The sequence below is a fragment of the Nitrosopumilus adriaticus genome, assembly GCF_000956175.1.
Lineage (GTDB): Archaea > Thermoproteota > Nitrososphaeria > Nitrososphaerales > Nitrosopumilaceae > Nitrosopumilus > Nitrosopumilus adriaticus.
This window is the reverse complement of record NZ_CP011070.1, coordinates 1,604,492-1,629,308: the sequence shown is the minus strand read 5'-3', so window position 1 is coordinate 1,629,308 and position 24,817 is coordinate 1,604,492. Positions and strand designations below refer to the sequence as shown.

The following is a 24,817-nucleotide window of genomic DNA, read 5'->3' as shown; positions in this document are numbered from 1 at the left end:
AAATTACTCCATACAATAAACCATTCATGCAACTCTTACATTAAACGTAGATAAATAATTAGACATTGCTTAGGAAATTGGCTGGCCTTGATGTTGACCTTTCTCACAAAAATTACAAATCTCTTTGATTATTGATTTGACTTTATCTTCGTCATTTTCAAATTTGGCTTCGACAATAGCATTCTCTTCTTCATATCTGTGACCAAACTCCTTGATTTTACTTGGACAATCACATTTGTTGCATTGACATTTTTTCACATTATTTTGGATTCTACAACAAATCTAAGTATTTGCTTTAAAATCTATAAGGTGATTTATTACGAAATAGGAAACGAGGTATACTGGAAAACTACGAATTCTAGATGCTTCCATCTTTTTTCGTGTTTTCCTTTTTTACTACCTGTCCACCTCCTCAAATTTCTCCTTTTGAATTTCGGCAGATATGATAGACCTCGTTATTCTAGTTGTGCAAAAATAAAATTTAAAGAGTTCTGTATAAAATCTTAACATTTGTTTATTATTAATTTTTTAATCATACAGATGTACATTAATTCATGATTTCTATTATCTCCCATAATCAATTTTAGAATCATTTTTGCTAATTGCCTAATTGTGTTAAATACACAAAACCACATCTAATCCAATATGACAAATGAGAAATTTTCAATTGAGGATATCAAAAATAAAATCAAAGATATTTTGGCTGAACCTGAAATTCGATATTGTGGTTTAATTGATTGCAAAGGAGAATTAATCGCAGGTGATTTTAAGGAAGGCATAATCCCTTTTGAAAATGATGCAAGACGAAGACAGACATTTCAAGAACTAGCACACAGAGTTGCAAATAGAAAGGGATTTGATGCAAATTTAGGCAGAGTCAAATATTCTTCTTCAAGGCGAGAAAAAGTTGTAATGATGAGTTTTCCATTTGGAAGATACATCTTACTAGTTATTGCAGAGCCAAGTGTAAACATCGATAGGCTTGGTTGGAAAGTTATTTACAAGCTAGAGCATCAGTGGTCTGAATTTCATGGGCTGTAGAGTATTGTAAAAACTATAATTTTTTGAGTATTTAGTACATTGTTTGTAATCTATAATTATAATCAGCTAAATTCCAAAATTATATCAGAACATAGATGTTATATCATGATGAAGAGTTAAATGAAAAAGAATTAGAAAAGATATTTGAGAAATTAGATCCTAAAACTATCGAGCAAATTCAAAAACTCTATGAAAATACTGATTAAAAAAATCTAAAGTTGTGATTTTTATTTAATTTATTTCTAGTCTACTATTTCTCTTGCAATTTTATCATGACAAGTGCACTTACAAATTCTGTAAAAATCACCATCATGCTCTGGATTGCAACTTGAACACCCATTACCTGATGCCATTTTTACTGTAAGGGAATTTTGAATATTTTAATTTTTTGCTAGGAATATTAATTCAAGAAATTACAAGTTTTTTTGCCCTTGCAAGTACTGCAGACCATTGAACCCAAGTTAATCTTCCTGTCTGTGTATTTTGCTTTGAAGGATGATATGATGTGATGATCTTTATGGTATCGTATTTGAATAATTTATTGTGCCCAAATTTATCGGGTTTTACCTTGTATAATTTACAAGTTGCATCATATGCAATTTTTCCAAGACAGAGAACTGTTGTAATGTTTTTTAGAATCTTTCTTTCTTGCTCCAAAAAACTAAAACAAGTGTCCATCTCTTCTCGGGTTGGTTTGTTTTGTGGTGGTGCACACCTTACTGCTGCAGTGATATACGCATTTTTGAGTATCAATCCGTCATCAATATTTTGACTAGTAGGAATTGACGCAAATCCATGTTTGTGCATTACTTTTGCCACCCAGTCTCCCGATGAATCACCTGTGAACATTCTACCTGTTCTATTTCCACCGTGTGCAGCTGGTGCCAAACCGACAATGAGTAATTTCCCATTTACATCACCAAATCCAGATAGTGGCTTACCATAGTATTTTTCATCTTTGAATCGTCGAACCTTATTTTTTGCAACATCTCTAATGTAGACTGATAGTCTTGGACACTTTTTGCAGCTTGCAATCTTTTTGTTTAGTGATTCAATTGATTTCAATAGTATTGAATTGAATTTGTTGTATTAAAAATTCTACTGGGTATTTTTTTCAATAAAACAAGATTCTATGTATCCGCTGCTGTTTGAATAGTGATACACAATTCCATGTGGTAGTTTTGTTTGTCCAATTAATTTCATGATTTTACCTTAAAATTTTTTTACTTAACAAAATGCGTGTTCAAAAACTACACCCGCTTTGGATCTCTATCTGTATTAATTCCAGTAGATTTAAGCCCACATTGATAATTCCTCTACAAAATCATTTTCTTTTTGTGTAGGCATAAGGAAATTATCATCAAACCAATAGAAGAAATTTTTAAAAATTAATCTTTTTTCATAACTAATTTGAGTTTAGAGTATTTCATTTTTCTATAAAATCAAATCTGTATTTGCTAGGCGTGAATTACTCAAAAATTGTCTCATTTGTAATAATACTTACTATGATCTTGACCGATATCCTTTATATACAAAAATAAAGAATTTGCGTAATGAAAAGTACACAACTTCTAAGCGTTGTTTTTTCACTGATCATGCTTACTGGAGTAACTGCCGGTAGTACAGCTTTTGCTGATACAGATGATCTTGAAGATAGACTAGAAGACTTTTGTGAAATGAACATCGAGCAGCAACGTGACTTTTTCACTGATTATCCAGATATGGCAGAATATGATGAAAAACTTTCTGTGATTTGTGATATTATAGATGAAGAAGAGCGTGATGATACACTTGATGATTTCATTTTCGATGTTGTTCTAGCTAGAGACGATGTTGAAGACGACTTTGATTCCGAGTTTGAGGAACTTGACGATGAGTTCAATGATGATGGAACAGAAGTAGAAGACGATAGAGACGACAAGTATGACAGACATGCAGATCTTGATGACAGACTAGAGTACTTCTGTGATATGACTACAGATGAAAAACGTCAATTCTTTGCAGACCATCCAAGATTAGCACAATTTTCTGATAGATTAGAAAATTACTGTGATTTATCTGAAGATGATCGAGAAGATAAAATTGATGCATTTATTCGAGAGCATGTTCGTGAAGCAATTGATCTTGATGACAGACTAGAGTACTTCTGTGATATGACTACAGATGAAAAACGTCAATTCTTTGCAGACCATCCAAGATTAGCACAATTTTCTGATAGATTAGAAAATTACTGTGATTTATCTGAAGATGATCGAGATGATGCAATTGACAAATTTGTTGTAGAACACAAAGATATCATACGTGATTACATGAAAGACAAAATTCATGACAAAATAACTGACAAACATCACATGAACTATGACAGATTATGTGCAATGTCCTCAACTGATAGAGCAACTGAAATCAGAGACTCTGAAAAACTTGATAAAATCTCTAAATGGTGTGAAATGACACCTAAAGAGAGAGCTGACTACAAAACTGATCATATGAAAGATACTGTCAAAGATCGTATGATGGATAAATTCTCTCATATGGATTTTGAGAAATACTGTTCAATGACAAATACTGATCTTGCAACTGCAACATTTGATACAGAATTTGTAGAAAAGGCCTCAAAATGGTGTAATATGACACCAGAAGAACGAGAGGACTATGCCAAAGATCACATGAAAGACAAAGTTTCTGAAAGAATCAGAATGTCTGATATGTCTCCACGACTCAAGGCAATGATCATGGAAAAACATGACATTTCTGATGAGAAACGTGAAGAAATCAAGATGAAATACAGAGAAAAACACGGTGAACTAACTGTTGAGCAAAAGTCAGAACTAAAGATGAAATTCAAAGATCACATGAAAAAAGTCAAAATCAAAATGTCTGATGAACGAAGATCAGCAATTCATGACAGATTATCGGACATGAAAGCATTCAAGGAAGAACTTCGTGAACGAGCATCTGAAATGACTGATGAAGAAAAACAACAACTTAGAGAAGATTTCATTCAAAAGGCTAAAGACATGCAATTAGCATGGATTTCCCCACGTACACAAATTGTTGCAGGCATTGATGCTGCAGAAGTAGAATGTCGTGAAGGATTCAGTCTTGTAATGAAAGCATCAAACGGAGTACCGATGTGTCTCAAAGCAAACACTGCTCTTAAGATGATAGATAGAGGAATTGTTATTCCTGCTAACTAATCTTTCTTTTTTATTTTTAAAAAAATTCTATTTTGTACCATTTAATCCCATTTAATTGAAAATAAAATTTTAAAATTAATTTTCTTCAAGCCTACAAAGATTTCTCTTAACAGGATTCTTGAAGGATATCACTTCATTGCATTTTCTGATATATATCCATACAGAAATTTTGGAAGTATGGTAATTTTACAATCCCTTAGGATTCACAACCAATACCGTCTTTGTCTGAATCAAATCTGTGTGGATCCGGTTGTAATACTGTGAATTTCTTTTGCCCGATATCTTTGCAATCCAAGTCAGGTGGACTGGAAGGAATACAAAAGTCTGGATATGACGTATCACAATCATCTTTGATAGGCTCTGGATTTTTATTTGAATTCTCCAATTCTGAAACAGAGTTTGAACATCCATGTTTTTGAGCCCAAGATTCTTTTCCGAATTCACTTGAATCACAAAATCTGTCTTGTAGATATCCTAAATTAGCATCTAGCAATTCTGAATTGAGATTCACACCATTACACGTTATCACACCAACCATTCTTCCATAACTTCCCAGTATTTGTCCATCATCTTCATCTACCAAAACTTTAGAGCCTACTGGACAAATCGTTTCTATAAACTCTCTTGAATCCACCCCTTCAAACATCTTTAATTCAGGAGCTGAAGATAATGCAAATCTAACTGATTGATCATCAACTATGATAGTATCTCCATCAATAATTTTAGTAACTGTTCCCTCAAAGCACTGAGCACTTCCAGAACAATTTAATGAAGATTGTAAATTCTTTCGAGATGTTTCTAATTCTATTTCTTTTGAATCTCCAGTAGTACTCTCTGACTCTGCAAAATCAAATGATGAATGACCATCTCCGCCTATGAAAATCATTAAAATTACGAGGGGAATTCCAACACCTGCACCAATTATGAGTTCTTTTCGCATATTTCTAAAGTAATTCTGTAACTCAAGCATATTAAAATAAAGTTTTAAAAAAACTGCCTAGTTTTGCATAGTTTATGATGACTTTTCCTATCTATATTCGTCCCCACAATCCCCGATTTTCTCAAACAAATCATTTGATTTTGCAGTAACTGAATTAATCAATGAAATATCATCATTATCTAATTTCACATCAAAAACTTTGGCATTGTCATTTCTGTGATTAGTAATTCCTAATCTCGCCCCAATAATTACTCCTGCAACTTGAGATTTATCAAGTACAAATCTGGTAGCAACATTTGCAATACTGCATTGATGCTTTTTTGCAATTTCATCCATGGTACAAAGTAATTCTTGAAATAACTGCCACCCTCCCCAAACATCTATCATATTCTTGTATTTTTGCAAACTAGCTGTCGTCAATTCACCTCTGTGTGGTTCATCTAACCCCAAATATTTTTCAGAAAAGAATCCCCCTAACAGTGTCCCATATGCTAGAATCTTTATTCCATTTTTTACAAAAAACGGCGTCATTATTTTTTCTGGTCTTTGATCTAAAATAGAAAACTGAACTTGGTTTGATACTATATGAAAACCATTTTCAATCATTATTCTAACTCTTTCAGTATCAAAGTTTGTCAAACCCAAATGTTTTATTTTTTGTTCACTCTGCAATTTTGACAAGTGGTGAAGTGCATCAAGATAACTTGTATCATTATAGTCCCACCAATGAAATTGAAGTAAGTCAATACAATCAGTATTCATTTTTTTCAATGATTGCTCAATGTAGTGTGTAACAATACTATTGCTCATTGGACCTGGATTTGGAACAAATTTAGTTAGTGCTTGTGATTGAGTACTGTCGATTTTTTCTCTAAATTCCCCTACCAATGACTCTGCAGGACCGTAAATGTCTGCCAAATCCCAAGTTGTAAATCCTGAATTATGGTATTCTATCATGTCTGTAATCGCTAAATCTTTCTCAATCTGACCATGACCTCCTGCAACTTGCCACATTCCGTTTAGAATTCTGCAAATCTCTAAATCCTTTGCAAGAGCAGTTTTCTCAATTGACACAAGTTTCTTAGAAAAAATCTCTTTAAAAAACTGGCATTCTCACAGAAATATCTAAATCACAACCATCTTAGAAAGAATCATCTTGGAACTACCGCGCGGAATGAAAGATTTTGAGGGTGCAGAAAATGCAAATCTTGAACATATCCGATACCATTTCAAACAACTATCCAATTTGTACGGGTTCTCGTTCATGGATCCTTCTCCAATCGAACTGCTATCTACTTTGGAAACAAAGTCAGGTCCAGGAATTAGAGATGAAATTTACTATTTCAAAGATAAAGGGGACAGAGAAGTTGCATTAAGATTTGATTTTACAATGGGTTTGACAAGATATGCCGCATCTCAAAAATCTATGAAACTACCTGCAAAACTCTCAAGTTTTGGTGGTGTATTCAGATATGACGAACCACAAAAGGGACGATATCGATATTTTCACCAATGGGATATCGAGGTGTATGGGAAATCTTCCATTGAATCAGAAGCTGAAATAATTGAACTGACCTCCAGATTATTTGATTCACTATTACTCAAAGGAATTACAATTGACATTAATCATAGAAATCTAGTAGAGTCTTACATTAACAAAATTTTCAATTCAAAAGAACCTGAACTAGTCGCTGATATTTTAAGAGCAGTAGATAAAATTGCAAAAAAATCCAAAGATGAAATTCTAAAAGAATTTCTAGCAAAAGGATACGAAACAGAAAAAATAGAAAAGATTCTAGAGTTCTCAGAAATTAAAGGAACAATTTCAGAAGTTGAAAAATTATTTGATACGACACAATTAGAATCATGGGATGAACTAAAACAATTATTTGATTCACTTGAAAATCGTGGTGTTTCTAATGTAAGAATTAATTTTGGTATAGTTAGAGGATTGGATTATTATTCAGGAATTGTTTTTGAAGTATTTGATAAAAATTCAACATTAGGAGCATTGGCAGGTGGTGGTAGATATGATACACTGACTAAAGCATTTGGAAGAGAAGACATTGGTGCAACTGGAGTTGCAGGGGGAGCTGAAAGAATTATTCTTACAATGCAAGAGCAAAAAATAATTCCAGAAATATTACAAAAAAGAGTTGCTGTGTTATACATCAATGAGGAAATGCAAAAAGTTGCTCATTCAATTGCTTCGCTATTAAGACTCAATAATATCCCAACTGATATTGACTTGGCAGGAAGAAATCTAAAAAAACAAATGGATATTGCAAACAATGCAAAATTTTCAATTATAGTTGGACCTGATGAGCTTGAAGAAGGAAATGTTGTTCTAAAAGATATGATTAATGGAACAGAAGGAACGATTTCACTAGAGAAATTAACTGAAGATCCAAAATCTGTTCTTAATTTAGAAAAGCTCTAGTTAGCATCATAATTTCAGGACCTGTAGTTAATGATCCAACAATTATGGAATGATTATTTGCCAATATTCCTGATGCAACATATGGAATTCCATTATTAATGGAGCATTGCTCAATTTTTACGCCTAATAAATTGGAAAATGTCTTCATATCTTCCTCGTCAGCTTCTGGATGGATGGCAGCACCAGAATTATTTGCAACCATTACAGCACCTGTTTGATTAAAACCTGCAATTTTTTTCTGAATTACTTCTACTCCTAAAACATCTGAAATATTTTTGCAGTCTTGAGAAGATAACCATGGGGAAACAACTGCTCCTTTATCATTTGTACAAATTACATTTCCTAAGGCCGATAATTTTGAATCAAGAACTCCTACTTCTAATTCTGTTTCATTTTTGAGAAAATCATATTCATCTTGGTAAGCTGTTTTTGGAATTAGAATTCCTTTGTTATTCATCACACATAATGATCCAATTAGTCTTGTATTTGCAATTGACATGAATAGACATTCCACATCAAGATGTTTTGCAAGTTTGTCTGCTTTTGATTGTGCATATCCCATTGGGAGTAAAATTACACTATCGTTAACTCTAGTGTAAACCCCGATGTTAGGGCCACGATACACATCAAATTTGATAATATCCATATCCCGAGAATTGATCGTTCAGCGTTATGAACGTAAGGAAATCATTCCTAGCAGATCGATATTTTACCATGAATACATAATTCAGCTTATCTAGCTTTAAATAATAACCCTGAAAAATTATACTATGCCAATAGCAGAAAATTTCCCTGAAGGCCTAAAGCCTATTGGAAAAATTAACCTCGATGATGGAAATTTCCATATCATGTGGGGTCCCGGTAAAGAAAAAAACACTGATGGCTCACCAGCTGAGGTATTAGCAGATTCTGATGTAGTGGCAGCATACACTGCAAGAGGAGAAGAACAAGTTCCTCTTGGTGTTAGTGGAACAATGGTAGCCGTTGATTGGGATTCTTGTGTAGCAGATGGAGCATGTATTGAAGCATGTCCTGTTCAAGTATTCCAATGGTACAGAACTGAAAAAGACATTCCAGCCAAAGATGTTGTTGGTCAAACTTTTGCAGGAACTGGTTCAAATGAAAAAGATCAAAGAAAAGATCTAACTGACAAGGCAGATCCAATCAGAGAACATGATTGTATTTGGTGCATGGCATGTGTATCAGTATGTCCACCACAAGCTATCAAAGTTGATCAATCAAATGTTGAAAAACATGAAGCCGCAGCCAAAACTCTTTAGAATTTCAAGACCGATTATATCTAGAAATTTTTATTATTTTTTATTTAGTCTCGACTAATTATATCTAGATTTAAATAATATTTTGAGGTAGTCTGATTATGGCAGATCTACAAATACCAGAAGACTTTTGTCACAACGATGTAAAACCAAAGGGAAAAACAAGCCATGCAGATGGTGAGAATTTCCACTGGATTTGGGGTGAGGGAAGAACTGATGGTGCAGCATTCTCAAATGAAGATGTAAAAGCAGCCTATGAAGCAAGAGGAGAAAAACAAGTTCCTCTTGGAATTCATGGAACTACTGTTGCAGTCGATTGGGATTCCTGTGTAGCCGCTGGTTCATGCATGAGTGTATGTCCAGTACAAACATTCCAATGGTACAGAACCGAAAAAGATATTCCAGCAGATAAAGTAATGGGAGAAACTTTTGAAGGAACTGGCCTAACAGAACAAGATGAAAGATTAGATTATACAGACAAATCACAACCAATCAGAGAACACGATTGTACAGTTTGTATGGCATGTCAAGAAATCTGTCCTGAAGGAGCTATTCGTATCGAATCAGCTAACCAAGAATGGCACGAGAAAGCAGCCGGAACATATGTAATTATGAAATCTGGTTCTGAAAACCCACACGCACACGATTAAAGAAATTTTTTCTTTTTTCTTATTTTTCTATTCCACATCAACAAATTTTAATCACTTCTATTGAACAGTTTTCGCAGAGGTCGCCTAGCTCGGTAGGGCGCGGGCCTTGAGAGCCTGTGTGCGCAAGCATACGGGGGTTCAAATCCCTCTCTCTGCGTTTTAATTTTCTATTTTTCCGAGTTCTGCTAGCATTGCAGATAGCTGAATTTCAGAATTTGCTCCAACTAGAACTCTATAATCATATTTTGCAATTATCTCTAAAATATCTGATAACTTTTCATGCTTTGATTTGAAAACTGCTGAGTTGAGATATTTTAGAAAATCTGATTCTGACATTCCATACACCTTGATTAATTCAATCATCTTCTCTCTTGCTTCTGCAACCTTGCCTGCTAATGCAATCTTTAGAACCTCATCTACATCAGAGGTTTTGGTCAGACCTGCTGAACCCTTGACATGTTCTTCAGTAATTCCTCCCAGACTTGCAGTTGCCTGCATTAGATTAATTGCATGTCTCATATCTCCTTCAGAATAATCATAAATTGCTTTGAGTCCTTTTTTATCAAATTTGACTTTCTCTTTTTTTGCAATCTCCTCTAACCTTTTGATGAGATCCTCTTCTGGAATTGTTGTAAACTTGAAGGTAGCACATCTGCTTTGAATTGGGTCGATAATTTTTGATATGTTATTTGCAATGAAAATAAACCTGCAATATTTTGCAGTGTCTTCTATGATTCTTCTAAGTGCTGTTTGAGCATCTGCAGTCATCTCATCTGCTTCATCTAGTATGATGATCTTGAATGGAACTTCTCCCATTCCGGCAAATCTTGAAAATTTCTTTACCTTCTCTCTGACCATGCCAATCCCTCTCTCATCTGAAGCGTTTAGCTCTAATGTGTAATCTTTGAAATTTACTCCTAAAATTTGATTTGCAATACATAATGCAGCAGTTGTCTTTCCAACTCCTGCAGAACCTGAAAACATCAAATGTGGCATGTCTGTTGGATCTTTGATTAATGCCTCTAAACTGCCAATAATTTCAGTTTGATTTACAATTTCTGAGAGTTTTGTTGGCCTATACTTTTCTACCCACATACCACTATCCAGCATGAGTCCTAAGGGCTAAACCCCATTAATAAATCCGAATTGGTTATAGTATCATACCATATCTTAAAATCAAAATATAACAAAATCTCCTTGCGATCAGCCTGAGATTAATTAGGATCAATTGATCTCACCAAATTGTTAACAGAATTGATCGATCCGATACTTGAGGATCTAAAAGAGGATAAGTGATCTCGCATGGAAATTGACAAAGTAGAAAAAGTTCATTCTATTGGATACCGCCTAAAGGATGCTAAATTTACAGTTAATCAAGATTTTAAGTTCAATGTTGCTGGAGTAAAAATTGAAGCAACGCAGGGTGATACTAACAACATTCCTCAATGGGTCGGAAAGATTCTATCTGAGAATAACCTCGGGGTATTGGATTCTCCTGATATGATTACCGAATTAAAGCAAGCACTATCGAAAGAAAAGATGGTTGGCGAATATCAAATATCAACACTTGATCCGCATTTTTACATTAAATTAAGAGAATCACTAAAAGAATTGAATCGTGATGATTTTGATAAAGTTGAAAGCATGATGCTTGAATTGTTTAGAATGCGAAGGGGTAAACTTGTAAAGATGGCAGACTCTATCAAACTAAATTCTGAATTATACAACAAACTAACTGTTGAAGAAAATATTTTCTACAAAACTATCTATGATAACAGCAAAGAATTTGAAAAACAAATTACAGGAGGCATAAATGAGCACCAAACAAACTAGTACTTTTACTGATTCTGCTTTATCTGATAAAGTAAAAGAATTTCTAACTAGATTCAAAGATAAGAATGGTAATTACAAGTATGTAGATGCAATCGACGAGATGATGCCAAAGAATTCTAAATACATCATAGTAGATTATAATGATTTAGTAGTCGAACCACAAATTGAAGTAATTTTTTCTTCAAATCCTGATAGAATCTTTGATGCATTTTCTAGAGCAATCAAAGAAGCTCTTCAAACAAGATTTCCTGATTATGCTGAAAAAATCAAAGATGAAGTTCGTGTAAGGTTAATTAATTTTCCACTTGAAAGAAGCTTAAGACAAATCAATGCTGAAACAATTGGACACATTACTAGTGTTTCAGGAATGGTAGTTAGAGCATCCGAAGTAAAGCCTCTAGCAAAAGAACTAGTTTTTGTATGCCCTGATGAGCATACAACCAAAGTAATTCAACTAAAAGGAATGGATGTAAAAATTCCAGTTGTATGTGACAATCCAAATTGCAAACAGCGTGACTTTGAGTTAAAACCTGAAGCTAGTAAGTTCATTGATTTTCAGATACTTAGATTACAAGAACTCCCTGAGGACTTGCCTCCGGGACAACTTCCTCACTATATTGATGTCACAATTAGGCAGGATTTAGTAGATAATTCAAGACCTGGTGATAGAATTATTCTTACAGGTGTTGTCAGAGTTGAACAAGAATCTGTAGCAGGGATTCAGAGAGGTCATAGTGGATTATATCGATTAAGAATTGAAGGAAATAATATTGAATTTCTAAGTGGACGTGGTTCTAAAACTGATAGAAAAATAGGGAGAGAAGAAATTTCACCTGAAGAAGAAAAGATGATCAAATCTCTTGGTCAAAGTTCTGATGTTTATCAAAGATTGATTGATTCATTTGCACCACACATTCAGGGACAAGCATTAATCAAAGAAGCAATTTTGCTACTAATTGTAGGTTCTAATCAGAGATTACTTGGTGATGGAAGTAAGATTCGAGGAGACATTAACGTATTTCTAGTTGGAGATCCTGGTACTGCAAAAAGTGAGATGCTAAAATTCTGTGCAAGAATTGCACCAAGAGGCTTGTATACTTCTGGTAGGGGTTCAACTGCTGCAGGACTTACTGCTGCAGTAGTCCGAGATAAAACAGGAATTATGATGTTGGAAGCTGGTGCTGTAGTGCTTGGTGATCAAGGTCTAGTAAGTATAGACGAATTTGACAAGATGAAACCTGAAGATAGAAGTGCTTTACACGAAGTCATGGAACAGCAATCAGCAAGTATTGCAAAGGGTGGTATAGTTGCAACATTAAATGCGAGAACTTCAATTTTAGCTGCTGCAAACCCAATGTATGGAAAATATGATCCATTCAAAAATATTACAGAAAATGTAAATCTACCAATTCCGTTACTTACAAGATTTGATTTGATCTTTGTAGTAAGAGACATTCCTACAAAAGAACGAGATGAAAAGATTGCAAGACACATTATTCAAAGAAATACTACTCAAGGAACTGATAAAAAATCTGTAATTGAAGTTGATTTACTTACAAAATACCTATCATATGCAAAACGTGGAATTCCTGAATTAACAAAAGAAGCCGAAGAAAAAATTCTATCATACTATCTCCAGATGAGAAATGTAGAATCTGAAGAAATGATTACCGTTACTCCAAGACAATTAGAAGGAATTATTCGACTCTCTACTGCTAGAGCAAGATTGCTCATGAAAGACAAGGTAGAAGAAGAGGATGCTGAGCGTGCAATCTTCCTAATTCAGAGTATGCTTCAAGATGCAGGAGTTGATGTCAATACTGGAAAGGTAGACCTTGGTGTCTTACAAGGAAAGCCAAGAAGTGAGGTATCAAAAATGCAATTATTCATGGATATCCTAAAAAGTCTAGAAGGTGACAATAAAGTCCCAGTAGAGGAAAGGACGTTTGTCCAAGAACTTGAAAAGAGTGAAAAATTCACAGAAGAGGAAGCTCGAAACTATATCCGAAGAATGCTCAGAGAAGCATCTATTTATGAATCAAAACCCGGTCACTATAACCGAGTATGAAAATTGAAAAACTAGATCTTCCAAAATCAGCAATTGATTTTTTACAATCTCAAGGTTTTGAAAAATTATATCCTCCACAAGCTGACAGTGTAAAGTCTGGATTATTAGATGGTAAAAGTATTCTAGTATCTGCCCCTACTGCAAGTGGAAAGACTTTGATTGCAATGCTTGCAATGATTAGTTATCTTTCAAAAAATGATGGAAAAGTAGTTTATCTTAGTCCATTGCGAGCACTTGCAGCTGAAAAGTTTTCTGAATTTAAAAAATTAGAAAAAGTAGCATTAGGAAAAAAAATTAAAATTGGAATATCTACTGGTGATTTTGAAAATATTGAGAAAAACCTAGAGAAAAGTAACGTGTTGATATTAACAAATGAAAAGATGGATTCCATAATTAGGCATGGTGTGGAATGGGTTGAAGAAATTGGCCTAGTAATTTCAGATGAAGTACATTTGATAGGAGACGAAAGTCGTGGACCAACACTTGAAATGATATTGACTCAGCTAAAACTTTTGGATACAAAACCCCAACTTGTAGGTCTTAGTGCGACAATTACAAATTCTGATGAAATTGCAGATTGGCTAAATTGTAAACTAGTAAAAAATGACTGGCGACCAGTACCTCTCTCAGAAGGAGTATGTGATGGGGGGGAGGTGACTATGAGTGATGGTAAAACCTTTGAAGTTGAGCGCAGTCTCCGTGGAACACCTATTGATTTAGGCGTACAATCAGTACAACAAGGGGGTCAATCACTAGTATTTGCTGAAACTAGAACTCGCTCAAAATCTCTAGCAACAAAAGCTGCTGATGCAATTTTTCAGATTTTAAAAAAAAATGAATTACATGATTTGGAAAAAACATCAAAAAAAATCCTCTCTGAAAATGAACATACTGAATTAGTAAAAACTTTGGCTGTTCTTGTTAAAAAAGGAGTTGCATTTCATCATGCAGGATTAAATCAAAAATGCAGAGAGATCATAGAGACTGAATTTCGTAAAGGGACAATCAAACTATTATCGTCTACACCAACTTTAGCTGCAGGGGTGAATCTTCCCGCAAGAAGAGTTGTAATTTCAAATATTAATCGATACAATGCAAAAGTTGGGGCAAATAGACCGATTAGTATTCTAGAGTACAAACAACTATGTGGCAGAGCAGGACGACCTCAATACGATGATTTTGGTGAATCAATAATTGTTGGAAATGGAAACACTGAAGATCTTATAGAGTATTACATAAATGGAGAACCAGAACCAATTGTTTCAAAGATCACTGATGATAAGTCTTTGAGAACTCATATTCTCAGTGTAATTGTGACACATCCTGGAATTAAAAAAGAAGAGATCTTGGAATTCTTTTTGCAAACCTTGGGAGGATTACAATCAAGAAAACCCACGTTAAAATTTGCAATTGACATCTCTCTACGTTTTCTTTCTAGCAAGTATCTGATAATAAAAAAAGGAGAAAGATATGCAGCTACTGAATTTGGAAAAAAGACATCAATGTTGTATATTGATCCCTTAACTGCAACATATTTTAGAGATGCAATTGAAAATGTATCTGAAGAACGAAATCATACGTTTGGATTTTTACATTTAATTTCCAATTGTGATGAATTTTTTCCAAAATTTTCACTACGACAAAAAGACTATGAATCAGCTAGTTTGATGATAGAAAACAATTCCTCAGAACTCTTAGAGCCAATTTCTGAATATGATTGCTCAAGAAGCCTTTTGGCTTTGCAGTCATGGATTACCGAGTCTTCAGAATTGTCTCTCTCTGATAGCCTTGGAATAGAGTCAGGAGATATGCATAGGATGGCTGAAAATGCCAATTGGCTTACATACTGCTTAAGAGAGATTTCAAAACACGTCGAGAGAGCTGATTTACTAGACGAATTAGCTGATTTACGAACAAGAATTGTATATGGAATTAGAAAAGAATTACTTGACCTGGTTAAAGTCAAAGGAATCGGAAGAGTCAGAGCCAGAATTCTATACAAACATGGGATAAAGAATTTAGATGATTTGTCAAAAATCCCTGTGAATAAATTAGCAGAGATTGATAAAATTGGTTCAACCATTGCGGATAACATAAAGGCCGAGTTACGAAAGGTTAGATAATTGATTGAATTAATACTTCCAGCAATAGTTTCTTGTCTTGTTGCATTTTTTGTAGTTTTTGCAATGACTCCACCTCTAATCAAATTCCTTAAAAATAGAAATTTTGCAGTCAAGGATGTAAATAAAAAAGAAGATGTAATGGTTGTAAGACCTGGAGGGATATCTATAATTGCGGGAATTATTACCTCAGAAATTGTACTTTATGCATTTTTACAACTAAATGAAATTCTAGCAATAATCATTACAACATTTGCAGCTTTTCTAATAGGATATGTTGATGACAGAAAAGTTATGGGTGGCTGGTTTAAACCTGTAGCACTTGCAATTGCTGCGCTTCCAATCATAGCTTTTGGTGTTTATGATTCTGATCTTGCTTTCCCTATATTTGGAACAGTTCAAATTCCTGCATTATATCTTGGTTTGATTATTTTTATGATTCCAATTACTGGAAACACAATTAATTCAATTGATGTTCTAAATGGAGTTGCTAGTGGTTTTATGGTTATTGCAAGTTTTTCATTATCAGTATGTTTGTTTGTAATGCAAAATTATGAAATTGCAATTGTTAGTTTGCCATTAGGCTTTGTTTCCTTGGCATTTTACAAATACCATAAAGTACCAAGTAAAATATTTCCAGGAGATTCCGGTGCATTAACTCTTGGTGCAATGTATGGTGCAATTGCTATTGTAGGGGGTGTTGAAATTATTGCAGCTGTTGCACTACTGCCTGCTGTTATCAACTCATTTTTGTTTCTTTCAAGCGTAAAACGAATAGTGGAACACAGACAAGTCAAGGGTAAGCCTGTAGAGCATACTGATGACTTTAAGCTAAAAGCAACTGATGACAAAACTGCCCCTGTAACTTTGGTTAGATTAATTCTTGCTGGAGGATCACTTACCGAAAAACAGGTTGGGTTTGCAATATTCAGGTTGACTGTATTTTCAGGAATATTGGCAATTATTACTGCATTTTTGATGGGAGTATACATATGAAATCTGGTCTGTATGGATTCTTGTTTGGCATGTGGATTTTGATTCTGCTTGGTGGGGGAATTCTTGTTACAATTTTAGGACCTATCTCAATTTCTGGATTTGGTCAATTGGATCTATTCATTTCATCAATCATTAAAGCTATTATCGCTATAGTGCTTGTTGTAGTTTGGATTCTAATTTTGGCAAAATTGAAAAACTGGATTTTTAGAAAAGAAATTAAATCTTAACTCTCTTTCCATTTTCTTTGTTTCTTGTCATATTCTTCCCTGCTATATCTAATGGTTGCCGGAGAACCAATCACAACTGAGTTTTCAGGAACATCTCTTGTTACTACAGCTCCCATTGCAACAACACTATTTTTTTTTATAGTTACTCCTGCTTTGATTACTGCACGTGCACCAATAATTACATTATCTTCAATGGTAACTCCTATCATTTTGTCACACATTGGAAATGGATCATTTGTCAGAGCAGCTGCTGGACCGATGAAAACATTTTTTCCAATTCTAGACAAAGGTGGAATGTATGCTTGTCCTTCTATCTTTGTGTTCTCACCAATTTTTACATCATAATCGATGTGTGCAAGAGATCCTATTTTGACATTATTGCCAATCTCTACATTGTCTCCTACGTATGAGAAATGCCAAATCTGAACATTCTCACCAATTTTCGCTTTATCTGAAACAAAATTTGTAACCATTATCTCACAAATGCCATGGATTTCCTTGTGTAATAATTTTTTCAGGTAATTCCTCTTTGTAATTTTTTAGAAAATCTATCTCCTGTTTCTTGTCTCTTAGTTCATCAGGGAGCATGATTGGAATTCCTTCTATGATTGGATAAAATCTTGAACATTTTTTACAAAATAATGCGCCTTCTGAAATTACATCATCTTTTTCTTTGATCTCAAATAATTCTAATGGGTGATTTTTATCAATTGGACATGCCAATATGTCCATCATTGTTTTATTCATTTTAAATCCAGATAAATTGGAATTCCCTTTAAACTAGATAAAAGTGCCGCTTCTGCTATTTTTGTCACGTTTACTGCTTCTTGTGCTTTGACAATATGTTCATTTTTACCTTCAATTGCTCCAAGGAAACTCTTAATTTCTAATAATAATGGCTCTTGTTTCTCATTTTGAATCGTTTCATTTTCTTCATCTTTTTCTACAGTAATTTCTTGAGAGATAAAATCTGATGAAATTATTGCATCAGTACACACTGCATTAAATTTTCTTAGTTTTTTTGGAGTAATCCAATTTGATGAAATAATTGCAACTTTGTCATCTTTGTATCCTAGCATTATGCTTGCAAAATCTTCATGCTCATGTCTAATTTTTCCTGCTCTTGCAAATACAACATGAGGCATGTCATCAAATAACCAATTTGCAGTATCAATGTCATGAACCGATGTATCGTAAATAATTCCAACATCTTTGATGTGGAGAGGCATTCTATTTTCACGATGAAATTCTAGCATTACTAAATCGCCAAATTTTTTTTCCTTGACAAGTTTTTTTACTACATCTACTGCTGGATTAAATCGCTCAATATACCCACATGTGAGAATCACTTTGTTTTTTTCTGCAAGTTTTGCCAATACTTCCCCATCCTCAGATTTGTAAGTCATGGGCTTTTCTACAAATACATGTTTTTTTGCCTCTAACAATTTTTTTGTAATTTGGGTATGTGTTGATGTGGGTGTTACTACAAATGCTCCATCAAATTCTTCAGATTTTAGTAATTCATCTAATGAATCATAATAATTTACAGAATATTTTTCTCCATATTCTTTGCTTTTTTTAAGATCAGTATCACATATTGCCGAAAGCACTCCCAATTGGGATAAAATTCTTGTATGGTTTTTGCCCCATCCACCAGTTCCAATTTGAATAATTTTCATCTAATACACTTCCGTCAGCCAATGTGAATAATCGATATTTTTGTTCATTACAATATCTGTATACTCTTGCATCATTTTCTTTGTAATGTCTCCTGGTTTACCACTTCCAATCTTTTTTGAATCCATTGATATGATTGGTGTAATCTCAGCTGCAGTTCCTGTAAGAAAAATTTCTTCTGAAATAATTAACTCGCTTCTGGTAATTTCTCTTTCTAGTATATCTATGTCCAAATCTTTTGCAATTTTTATTATTGCATCTCTGGTTATTCCTTCAAGTGCGGATGATGATAATGTCGGTGTTATCAATTGCCCCTCTCTAACAATAAAGATATTTTCTCCTGGAGCTTCACTTACATTTCCGTTATGATCAAGCAAAATTGCCTCATCAAAACCATTTCTTTTTGCTTCTTGTGTTGCTATAATTGAATTAAGATAATTCCCGCCCATTTTTGCTTGTGGTGGTGTAGACATATCTGAGAATTTTCTCCAAGATACAACTCCTGCTGTAATTCCATTTTTATTAAATAAATCCCCAAAAGGAAATGTGAAAATTGCAACATTTGTTGGTGCCTTTTCAGTTACGTGTAAATTAATTCCGTAATCCCCTACAAAATAAAATGGTCTTATGTAACATGATTTTTGTATCTTATTTTTTCTACAAATTCCTATTATTGCATCAGTGATTTCTTTATCTGAAAAATTAAGTGAGATATTGTAATACTGCCCAGATCTTCTAAATCGTTTAACATGCTCATCTAGTCTAAAGATAAAGAGATTTTTTCCATTCCAGTATGCTCTGATTCCTTCAAAGATTGATGTTCCGTAATGAATTGCATGTGTAGTAATTGGAACTTGGGCTTTTTCTGAAATAACATACTTTCCATCAAACCAGACATATTTTGAAAGTGGAAGTTTCATAGGAAAATTTTTAGCAGTTGCGTATTAATCTATTTTCAATCTAACAAATCCACAATATTCGTGAGTGAGGTATCAAATCATGCTTTATGGTGATTTTTTTGACCATCCTTCTTTGGGAAATTTCATTCCTGCAACTCTGGTAGTCAAATCGTCCATATGTGCATATTTCTCAACTGTTTCCCAATCATCCTCGATTATTTTGGCAATGTTTTCTGGAACGTGCTCTTTCCATGAAGACTTTTTTCCAAGAGCCGCATCATACAATTTCTCTTTAACAGATGCAGCAGAAAGTGCTTTTCTTTCACCTATTTTGGGTTTCAATCTGTAAATTCTAAGCATATATCCTTCCGCCTTGTCACCTGTGTATGAAAAAAAATCTCCTTCAACTCCCCTGAGAATTTGTTTTCTTAATTTCCATGATCTAGGTGCAAGTAATGGTGGGAGGTATTTCTTAAACGGGGAGAAAAAAGCGTAATCATCAGAAATTTGAATTGAATCTCGAAAAACTGATAAAAGCATCTTCTTTCTAGTTTCGAAATTAAATGGAAAACTTTTACTGTTAACTTCTTTTTTTCCATCTATGAAAACTACTGGCATGACTTTGACAATATCTGCCTCTTTTTTTAATTCTGAAATTATTTCAACATGAGCATTTGTTACCGGATTTAGATGTGCAAGATATAGGGCAGTAATCAATTGATTTTCCTAAATGAATCTTCTATTTCAATGATTGATTTTTAGACTTGTTTTTAAAAAAAAATCATCCATATGATTCGTATTTGACTTCAAAGCTTCCGTCTTCACGTTTATCATGTTCTGTAACAAAGCCTTTTGGTTTTAAAAAGTCCATTACTCCATCAATTGTTCCTTGCCAACCACAAACATAGAACATGGTATTTTCTTTAGTAATTGTATCTCCAATTAATTCTTCTAGAGGTGACATTCCATTTTCTCTAGGTCTCAAAAATGTTTCAACCCTTCCAATTTGACCCGCCCATGATCTGTTAAACCATTCTTGAGGTCTACTGATTGCTGCTCTATATTTAAAATTCCATTCATCCTTACCTTTTGCTATGCTTTCATTTTCAAGATTTGTTAGCAAGTCTTTGTAACTTAATTCATCAACATAACTTGCACCGTGTAAAACTATGATTTCCCTCTTATCCCCAGCATCATGAAGATGTTGTGCAAAACTCACAAATGGTGCTAATCCTGTTCCACCACCAATACAAATTATTCTTCTATTATCCTTTTCACCATTTGGAAGTTCTTCATTAATTAACAATGCTCTGCCAGTAGGTTTTAACCAGAGAATTTCATCTCCTTCTTTTGTATTAAATATTTGAGTAGTTAATCTTCCTGGGAGTGGCTTTCTAACCCATCTAATTACAAGCTCAATGTAATCTCTATTTTCTGGATGAGATGCAATTGAATATGCTCTTCTAACTATTTTACCTCCTTCTGCTGGATTTGGTAATCCTAACGTGATAAATTGACCTGCTTTATAATCTGGAACGGGTCCATCTTTTGGAACTAATCTAATTATTACAAGATCTTCTTTTAGTAATTGAACATAAGTGACAGTTGCTTTGTTATCTACTACCATAACGATTGAACCATCATTATCAAGGTTAAATATATTGTGTTAATTTTACAGGTGGATTACAAGAAAACCGCTAAACGTTAATAACCAATTTAAAAAATTCTATTCAATCAGATTTCTGATAATTGGGCCGGTCGTCTAGTCTGGTAGGATAGGTGCATGGCATGCATCGGATCAAGGGTTCAAATCCCTTCCGGTCCACTATTTTAATTTTAAAAGTAATTTTTCCAATTCAGTATCCTTCTCTTTCTTAAGTTCATTTTTTCTCTCTTCAGAAACTGAAATTCTTAGATCAATTATTGCATGAAGTGCACTCTTTCTTACTTCTATATTTGAATCTAAAAGTGATTCTAAGAAAACTTCTTTTGCATTTTCTGCCTTTAGGTGACCTAATGCGCCTATTGCACATGATCTAACCATTGAACGTTTATCTTTTGTAAGTTTAATTATTTCTGGGATTGAATTTACTTCGTTTCTGTTTGCTAATACTAGTGATGCAAAACCTCTAATGTTTTTACTTGTGGAATTAAGGCTTTTAATTAAAAAATTAGAAATGTCATTTTCATTTAAGATAAGTGAACTAAACGCTTCTCCTCTTACTTGAATATCGTCGTCATCTAATTTCGAAATAATTTTTTCCAAAATTATTGGATTGTTTATGTTATCCATAGTTTCTAAAATTCTGATTTTTTCTTGATTGTTTCCTGATTCTAAAACTTTTGAAATGTTTTCCAAGTTCGCTAGAAATCCTCCTTTCTGGTTAATATTAGTTAAAATTTTTCAATATTTTTTCAACAAATTCAAAAAAACACTTTTAGCTTTAAATTATCCTTAAATAGTAAAATTTCTATGTCAAACGAAGCCAGAGACACCATATTCATTGGTAAGAAACCATTGATGGCATATGTTACATCAACGCTAATTCAACTGGCAAACTTACCGGCCGTCAACATCAAAGCTAGAGGACTCAGCATAGGTCGTGCTGTAGATGTAGCTCAAATCATTGCAAGAAAAACTGAAAATGCAGGCTACTCAATCGGAGAAATCAAAATAGGCTCAGAATCACTAGAGTCACAAGACGGTAGAACCAGAAACGTTTCAACAATAGAAATTGAAGTAAAGAGAAATACAGCATAGCTGTATACTTTACTTGAAATTTTTTCTTTTATTCTCTCTTTGAAAATCCGTATTTCTTTTCCATCTTTCTAAACTTTGGAAGTTCAACTAAATCATTGAACTGATCAAAATTCACAACTTTTTGTTTTGATTTTTTAGTTGTACCTGTCTTCTTTAGTTCTTGCAATATTTCCATTGTTGCAAATGTATTTGCAAACAACACTGATAGTGGATAAAGAACTATGTTAAATCCCATTTTATGCAAGTCCTTAGCAGAACTAATTGGTGTGGCGCCACCTTCTATCATATTAGCAACAAGTGGGGCTTTGATAGATTTTCCAATCATTTGCATCTCATCAATTGATTTTGGGGCTTCAACAAAGATGGCATCAGCACCTGTCTTTTTATTTTGCAAGCCTCGCTGAATTGCAGCATCTAATCCTTCTGTTGCTCTTGCATCTGTTCGTGCAACTATAATGAAGTCTTTACTTTCTCGTGCATCAATTGCGGCTCCAAGCTTTTCTGTGTATTCTTCTTGTGAAATTACTTCTTTTCCACTCATATGACCACATCTCTTTGGCCATCTTTGATCTTCAAGAAAAATTCCAGATGCTCCAGCTGTTTCTAATTCTTTTACAAGCTTCCAAACACTTAGCGCATTACCATATCCAGTATCTGAATCAACAATAACTGGAACTGATACTGCTCTGCAAATTCTTCTTGCATTATCTAGAGTTTCAGTTGCACCAATGAATCCATAGTCTGGCATTCCGAATAGAGTTGCTGATGTCCCATATCCTGTTTGAAACATTGCATCAAACCCAACTTTTTCTGCAATTTTAGCTCCAATAGCATCATAGACACCTGGAATTACAAGTGGTTTTTTTGACTTTAGCATACTACGTAAATTTTTCATGAATCCTTTCTTTATCTGAATTATTTATGATTTTAAAATTATGAAAGTTTATGTCATTAATCTGCCCAAGAAAGGTTAAGACCTCTAAGAATCACAAAGATCCTTTAAATTTGATTTTAAATCAATTATTTTCATGAATATTCTAGTTTTTGCATTTATCCCTCTTATCTTATCACTTGGAATCATACCTGCGTTGCAATCTGAATTTATTCCAAGTGTGGATGCTATCAAGGCAAAAGGGAATTCTATGACTGAAATCAATTCTAACAAAGTCTGTGGTGATAGATTATGCTCAGAAATTTCTGACAATAAAATAACATCACCACATGTGGTAACAAAATCTCAAAAAGCTTTGTTTCCATCCTCTATGGATTACACTGTAACTGGACCTGAGATTGATCCTGACAAAGGATATGCAGTAATTGAGATTGGCGATGGACTCTATTGGCTTACTGATGGAATGTATCAAGTAATGTTTCTGGCAACAGGTCAAGGAGTAATTTTAGTTGATGCTCCTATGGGTATGGGTACAAAGATTCAGCAAGCCATATCTGAAGTAACTTCAGAAAAAGTAACTCATTTCATTTACTCTCATATTCACAAAGATCATGTTGGCTCTGCTAGTCTGCTTCCAAAAGATACGGTGTACATATCCCATAGTGATACTGCAGAACATTTGATAATGAAAAATGATCCTCAGCGACCAGTTCCAACAGTAACTTTTGATGATAATTATACACTAAATGTAGGTGATCAAAGATTAGAATTATCCTACATTGGAGATTTTCATTCTAAAGGTGACATTGTAGTTAACTCTCCTGCACATAAAGTGATCATGGCAGTTGACTTTTTCCATCCTAAAGCTGCACCATTTCAATATTTTGGAATCACAAGAGATATGGGTGAACATATTGCTGCACATGACAAACTCTTATCAATGGATTGGGACATTATTGTTTCAGGGCATGAACCAATTTTGGGAACCCCTGAACATCTAAAATTCAATAAAGAATTTACTCTGTCAGTATTGGATAATGCATATACTGCAATGAAAACTACCAAGCCAAGTGCAAATTATTTTGGTGATTTGGCAAACAAGTGTGCAGAATTGACTGTGGAACAATATCCAGATCTAAAAGATATTGAAGTTTCTCCAGTTGAAAACTGTGTTACAATGGTTTTCTATGCAATGATTGACTAATCTGCATCTATTTTCGTCCCAAAATATGGGTGAGTCCCGTGGAGTTGAACTCAATTAATTATTACCTTTCAAAAATTATTATTCTATTTTGATCTTCTTGCCTTTCTTGGCAGAACTCTCATCTATTTTTTTTAATTCATCTTGTAGGAATTTTTTATATTTCTGAGTCTCCTCATCAGTCATTTTTGTAACATTTGAGCTCAGAATAGATCCCATTGTGAATATCTTCTCAAGCAAATCAATTGCAACAAATCTTCCAACATTTCCTAATCTGAATAAAACTTCTAGCTGTTTTTTTACAATATCATTTACCTTATCTACATCTTGTGCAGTCTCTGCACCCTTTTGTGTAAGTTGATACTTTCCATCCTTTGTTTCATCGATCAATCCCTCATCCAACAGCCTTCCCAATAAGGGATAGATCAAACCTGGTGATGGTTTCCAAATTCCATTGCTTTGCTCGGCTGCATAATCAATAATCTCTTTTCCAGTATGAGATTTTTTCTTCAACAACTCTAGTATGAAATATCTTGAAAACCCTCTAGGAACTGAGCTACCCACTCTCTGAAACCATTCAGATATCATCACTAGTGAT

General features: G+C 33.9%; 27 protein-coding genes and 2 tRNA genes. 14 read left to right on the top strand and 15 right to left on the bottom strand.

From position 1 onward, the window contains the following. Positions 1-69: 69 nt before the first annotated feature. A complete protein-coding gene (locus NADRNF5_RS09635) occupies positions 70-258 on the bottom strand; it encodes a hypothetical protein (RefSeq protein WP_048118061.1) in 189 nt (62 codons plus the stop codon). A 387-nt stretch (positions 259-645) separates the two neighbouring features. Between NADRNF5_RS09635 and NADRNF5_RS09630 the strand changes: the two genes are divergently transcribed. Next, positions 646-1,041, top strand: a complete 396-nt coding sequence (locus NADRNF5_RS09630) for a DUF6659 family protein (protein ID WP_048118057.1) — start codon at positions 646-648, stop codon at positions 1,039-1,041. 405 nt (positions 1,042-1,446) lie between these two features. Here NADRNF5_RS09630 and NADRNF5_RS09625 read toward each other — a convergent pair whose 3' ends face one another. Next, positions 1,447-2,106, bottom strand: a complete 660-nt coding sequence (locus NADRNF5_RS09625) for a uracil-DNA glycosylase (RefSeq protein WP_048118054.1) — start codon at positions 2,104-2,106, stop codon at positions 1,447-1,449. A 488-nt stretch (positions 2,107-2,594) separates the two neighbouring features. Here NADRNF5_RS09625 and NADRNF5_RS09620 point away from each other — a divergent pair, with 488 nt between their 5' ends. Beyond that, positions 2,595-4,238, top strand: a complete 1,644-nt coding sequence (locus tag NADRNF5_RS09620; RefSeq protein WP_048118051.1) for a hypothetical protein — start codon at positions 2,595-2,597, stop codon at positions 4,236-4,238. A 196-nt stretch (positions 4,239-4,434) separates the two neighbouring features. Here NADRNF5_RS09620 and NADRNF5_RS11480 read toward each other — a convergent pair whose 3' ends face one another. After that, positions 4,435-5,178 carry a thermonuclease family protein gene (locus NADRNF5_RS11480; RefSeq protein ID WP_048119548.1) on the bottom strand — a complete coding sequence of 248 codons (744 nt, stop codon included), beginning with the start codon at positions 5,176-5,178 and terminating at the stop codon, positions 4,435-4,437. An 87-nt stretch (positions 5,179-5,265) separates the two neighbouring features. After that, positions 5,266-6,252: an aldo/keto reductase gene (locus NADRNF5_RS09610; RefSeq protein ID WP_048118048.1), complete on the bottom strand. Its 987-nt coding sequence runs from the start codon at positions 6,250-6,252 to the stop codon at positions 5,266-5,268. An 82-nt stretch (positions 6,253-6,334) separates the two neighbouring features. Between NADRNF5_RS09610 and hisS the strand changes: the two genes are divergently transcribed. Further along, the gene (hisS, locus tag NADRNF5_RS09605) at positions 6,335-7,618 is read left to right on the top strand and encodes a histidine--tRNA ligase (protein WP_048118040.1); all 1,284 of its coding nucleotides are present in this window, start codon (positions 6,335-6,337) and stop codon (positions 7,616-7,618) included. On the opposite strand, the gene NADRNF5_RS09600 is transcribed toward hisS, so the two are convergent. Further along, positions 7,599-8,264: a translation initiation factor IF-6 gene (locus NADRNF5_RS09600; protein WP_048118038.1), complete on the bottom strand. Its 666-nt coding sequence runs from the start codon at positions 8,262-8,264 to the stop codon at positions 7,599-7,601. The two genes, hisS and NADRNF5_RS09600, sit on opposite strands and share 20 nt — an antisense overlap. Positions 8,265-8,388: 124 nt before the next feature. On the opposite strand from NADRNF5_RS09600, the gene NADRNF5_RS09595 reads away from it, so the two are divergent. The 3 genes from NADRNF5_RS09595 to NADRNF5_RS09585 all read left to right on the top strand — a co-directional run bounded on the left by NADRNF5_RS09595 (position 8,389) and on the right by NADRNF5_RS09585 (position 9,702). Beyond that, a complete protein-coding gene (locus NADRNF5_RS09595; protein WP_048118035.1) occupies positions 8,389-8,898 on the top strand; it encodes a 4Fe-4S dicluster domain-containing protein in 510 nt (169 codons plus the stop codon). Between the two features lie 98 nt (positions 8,899-8,996). Further along, positions 8,997-9,545, top strand: coding sequence for a 4Fe-4S dicluster domain-containing protein (locus tag NADRNF5_RS09590; RefSeq protein ID WP_048118031.1), 549 nt, complete (start codon positions 8,997-8,999; stop codon positions 9,543-9,545). Between the two features lie 73 nt (positions 9,546-9,618). After that, positions 9,619-9,702: transfer RNA gene (locus NADRNF5_RS09585), tRNA-Ser, on the top strand. 2 nt (positions 9,703-9,704) lie between these two features. On the opposite strand, the gene NADRNF5_RS09580 is transcribed toward NADRNF5_RS09585, so the two are convergent. Further along, entirely contained in the window at positions 9,705-10,655 is a 951-nt protein-coding gene (locus NADRNF5_RS09580; protein WP_048118028.1) for a replication factor C small subunit, read from the bottom strand. Between the two features lie 192 nt (positions 10,656-10,847). Between NADRNF5_RS09580 and gins23 the strand changes: the two genes are divergently transcribed. From gins23 to NADRNF5_RS09555, 5 genes are read left to right on the top strand one after another with little or no spacing between them, the layout of a single operon-like run. Beyond that, positions 10,848-11,378, top strand: a complete 531-nt coding sequence (gins23, locus tag NADRNF5_RS09575; protein ID WP_048118025.1) for a DNA replication protein Gins23 — start codon at positions 10,848-10,850, stop codon at positions 11,376-11,378. Further along, positions 11,359-13,446, top strand: coding sequence for a minichromosome maintenance protein MCM (locus NADRNF5_RS09570; protein ID WP_048118023.1), 2,088 nt, complete (start codon positions 11,359-11,361; stop codon positions 13,444-13,446). The genes gins23 and NADRNF5_RS09570 overlap by 20 nt, the downstream gene beginning before the upstream one ends. Next, positions 13,443-15,569 carry a DEAD/DEAH box helicase gene (locus NADRNF5_RS09565; RefSeq protein WP_048118019.1) on the top strand — a complete coding sequence of 709 codons (2,127 nt, stop codon included), beginning with the start codon at positions 13,443-13,445 and terminating at the stop codon, positions 15,567-15,569. Before NADRNF5_RS09570 ends, NADRNF5_RS09565 begins: the two co-directional genes overlap by 4 nt. Continuing rightward, a complete protein-coding gene (locus tag NADRNF5_RS09560) occupies positions 15,570-16,562 on the top strand; it encodes an MraY family glycosyltransferase (RefSeq protein WP_048118016.1) in 993 nt (330 codons plus the stop codon). Next, positions 16,559-16,789: a hypothetical protein gene (locus tag NADRNF5_RS09555; RefSeq protein WP_048118014.1), complete on the top strand. Its 231-nt coding sequence runs from the start codon at positions 16,559-16,561 to the stop codon at positions 16,787-16,789. The genes NADRNF5_RS09560 and NADRNF5_RS09555 overlap by 4 nt, the downstream gene beginning before the upstream one ends. Here NADRNF5_RS09555 and NADRNF5_RS09550 read toward each other — a convergent pair. The 6 genes from NADRNF5_RS09550 to NADRNF5_RS09525 form a co-directional block, all read right to left on the bottom strand. Next, entirely contained in the window at positions 16,786-17,262 is a 477-nt protein-coding gene (locus NADRNF5_RS09550; protein ID WP_048118011.1) for an acyltransferase, read from the bottom strand. The two genes, NADRNF5_RS09555 and NADRNF5_RS09550, sit on opposite strands and share 4 nt — an antisense overlap. A 4-nt stretch (positions 17,263-17,266) precedes the next feature. After that, a complete protein-coding gene (locus tag NADRNF5_RS09545; RefSeq protein WP_048118009.1) occupies positions 17,267-17,536 on the bottom strand; it encodes a Trm112 family protein in 270 nt (89 codons plus the stop codon). After that, the gene (locus NADRNF5_RS09540) at positions 17,533-18,468 is read right to left on the bottom strand and encodes a Gfo/Idh/MocA family protein (protein ID WP_048118006.1); all 936 of its coding nucleotides are present in this window, start codon (positions 18,466-18,468) and stop codon (positions 17,533-17,535) included. The genes NADRNF5_RS09545 and NADRNF5_RS09540 overlap by 4 nt, the downstream gene beginning before the upstream one ends. Continuing rightward, on the bottom strand, positions 18,469-19,386 hold the full coding sequence (locus NADRNF5_RS09535) for a branched-chain amino acid transaminase (protein WP_048118004.1): 918 nt from the start codon (positions 19,384-19,386) through the stop codon (positions 18,469-18,471). An 84-nt stretch (positions 19,387-19,470) separates the two neighbouring features. Continuing rightward, on the bottom strand, positions 19,471-20,082 hold the full coding sequence (locus NADRNF5_RS09530) for a nucleotidyl transferase family protein (protein ID WP_048118001.1): 612 nt from the start codon (positions 20,080-20,082) through the stop codon (positions 19,471-19,473). A gap of 64 nt (positions 20,083-20,146) precedes the next feature. Continuing rightward, the gene (locus tag NADRNF5_RS09525; protein ID WP_048117998.1) at positions 20,147-20,992 is read right to left on the bottom strand and encodes a ferredoxin--NADP reductase; all 846 of its coding nucleotides are present in this window, start codon (positions 20,990-20,992) and stop codon (positions 20,147-20,149) included. A 124-nt stretch (positions 20,993-21,116) separates the two neighbouring features. Between NADRNF5_RS09525 and NADRNF5_RS09520 the strand changes: the two genes are divergently transcribed. Then, positions 21,117-21,190: transfer RNA gene (locus NADRNF5_RS09520), tRNA-Ala, on the top strand. On the opposite strand, the gene NADRNF5_RS09515 is transcribed toward NADRNF5_RS09520, so the two are convergent. Then, the gene (locus tag NADRNF5_RS09515) at positions 21,191-21,724 is read right to left on the bottom strand and encodes a HEAT repeat domain-containing protein (protein WP_048117995.1); all 534 of its coding nucleotides are present in this window, start codon (positions 21,722-21,724) and stop codon (positions 21,191-21,193) included. A gap of 114 nt (positions 21,725-21,838) precedes the next feature. Here NADRNF5_RS09515 and NADRNF5_RS09510 point away from each other — a divergent pair, with 114 nt between their 5' ends. After that, complete coding sequence (locus NADRNF5_RS09510) at positions 21,839-22,126, top strand: AlbA family DNA/RNA-binding protein (protein WP_048117992.1); 288 nt, start codon at positions 21,839-21,841, stop codon at positions 22,124-22,126. A gap of 28 nt (positions 22,127-22,154) precedes the next feature. On the opposite strand, the gene NADRNF5_RS09505 is transcribed toward NADRNF5_RS09510, so the two are convergent. Continuing rightward, a complete protein-coding gene (locus tag NADRNF5_RS09505; RefSeq protein WP_048117989.1) occupies positions 22,155-23,003 on the bottom strand; it encodes an isocitrate lyase/phosphoenolpyruvate mutase family protein in 849 nt (282 codons plus the stop codon). Positions 23,004-23,154: 151 nt separating this feature from the next. Between NADRNF5_RS09505 and NADRNF5_RS09500 the strand changes: the two genes are divergently transcribed. Beyond that, entirely contained in the window at positions 23,155-24,222 is a 1,068-nt protein-coding gene (locus NADRNF5_RS09500) for an MBL fold metallo-hydrolase (RefSeq protein ID WP_052661934.1), read from the top strand. Positions 24,223-24,300: 78 nt separating this feature from the next. On the opposite strand, the gene NADRNF5_RS09495 is transcribed toward NADRNF5_RS09500, so the two are convergent. After that, positions 24,301-24,783 (bottom strand): PadR family transcriptional regulator, encoded by a 483-nt coding sequence (locus tag NADRNF5_RS09495; RefSeq protein WP_237089271.1) that lies wholly within the window; start codon positions 24,781-24,783, stop codon positions 24,301-24,303. Positions 24,784-24,817 lie beyond the last annotated feature (34 nt).

Excerpts from the sequence above, each read along its gene's own strand:
- NADRNF5_RS09630 (WP_048118057.1), top strand. The coding sequence starts at position 646 with ATGACAAATGAGAAATTTTCAATTGAGGATATCAAAAATAAAATCAAA.
- NADRNF5_RS09620 (WP_048118051.1), top strand. The coding sequence starts at position 2,595 with ATGAAAAGTACACAACTTCTAAGCGTTGTTTTTTCACTGATCATGCTT.
- NADRNF5_RS11480 (WP_048119548.1), bottom strand. The coding sequence starts at position 5,178 with ATGCGAAAAGAACTCATAATTGGTGCAGGTGTTGGAATTCCCCTCGTA.
- NADRNF5_RS09600 (WP_048118038.1), bottom strand. The coding sequence starts at position 8,264 with ATGGATATTATCAAATTTGATGTGTATCGTGGCCCTAACATCGGGGTT.
- NADRNF5_RS09595 (WP_048118035.1), top strand. The coding sequence starts at position 8,389 with ATGCCAATAGCAGAAAATTTCCCTGAAGGCCTAAAGCCTATTGGAAAA.
- NADRNF5_RS09590 (WP_048118031.1), top strand. The coding sequence starts at position 8,997 with ATGGCAGATCTACAAATACCAGAAGACTTTTGTCACAACGATGTAAAA.
- NADRNF5_RS09580 (WP_048118028.1), bottom strand. The coding sequence starts at position 10,655 with ATGCTGGATAGTGGTATGTGGGTAGAAAAGTATAGGCCAACAAAACTC.
- gins23 (WP_048118025.1), top strand. The coding sequence starts at position 10,848 with ATGGAAATTGACAAAGTAGAAAAAGTTCATTCTATTGGATACCGCCTA.
- NADRNF5_RS09570 (WP_048118023.1), top strand. The coding sequence starts at position 11,359 with ATGAGCACCAAACAAACTAGTACTTTTACTGATTCTGCTTTATCTGAT.
- NADRNF5_RS09565 (WP_048118019.1), top strand. The coding sequence starts at position 13,443 with ATGAAAATTGAAAAACTAGATCTTCCAAAATCAGCAATTGATTTTTTA.
- NADRNF5_RS09555 (WP_048118014.1), top strand. The coding sequence starts at position 16,559 with ATGAAATCTGGTCTGTATGGATTCTTGTTTGGCATGTGGATTTTGATT.
- NADRNF5_RS09550 (WP_048118011.1), bottom strand. The coding sequence starts at position 17,262 with ATGGTTACAAATTTTGTTTCAGATAAAGCGAAAATTGGTGAGAATGTT.
- NADRNF5_RS09545 (WP_048118009.1), bottom strand. The coding sequence starts at position 17,536 with ATGAATAAAACAATGATGGACATATTGGCATGTCCAATTGATAAAAAT.
- NADRNF5_RS09540 (WP_048118006.1), bottom strand. The coding sequence starts at position 18,468 with ATGAAAATTATTCAAATTGGAACTGGTGGATGGGGCAAAAACCATACA.
- NADRNF5_RS09535 (WP_048118004.1), bottom strand. The coding sequence starts at position 19,386 with ATGAAACTTCCACTTTCAAAATATGTCTGGTTTGATGGAAAGTATGTT.
- NADRNF5_RS09525 (WP_048117998.1), bottom strand. The coding sequence starts at position 20,992 with ATGGTAGTAGATAACAAAGCAACTGTCACTTATGTTCAATTACTAAAA.
- NADRNF5_RS09510 (WP_048117992.1), top strand. The coding sequence starts at position 21,839 with ATGTCAAACGAAGCCAGAGACACCATATTCATTGGTAAGAAACCATTG.
- NADRNF5_RS09505 (WP_048117989.1), bottom strand. The coding sequence starts at position 23,003 with ATGCTAAAGTCAAAAAAACCACTTGTAATTCCAGGTGTCTATGATGCT.
- NADRNF5_RS09500 (WP_052661934.1), top strand. The coding sequence starts at position 23,155 with ATGAATATTCTAGTTTTTGCATTTATCCCTCTTATCTTATCACTTGGA.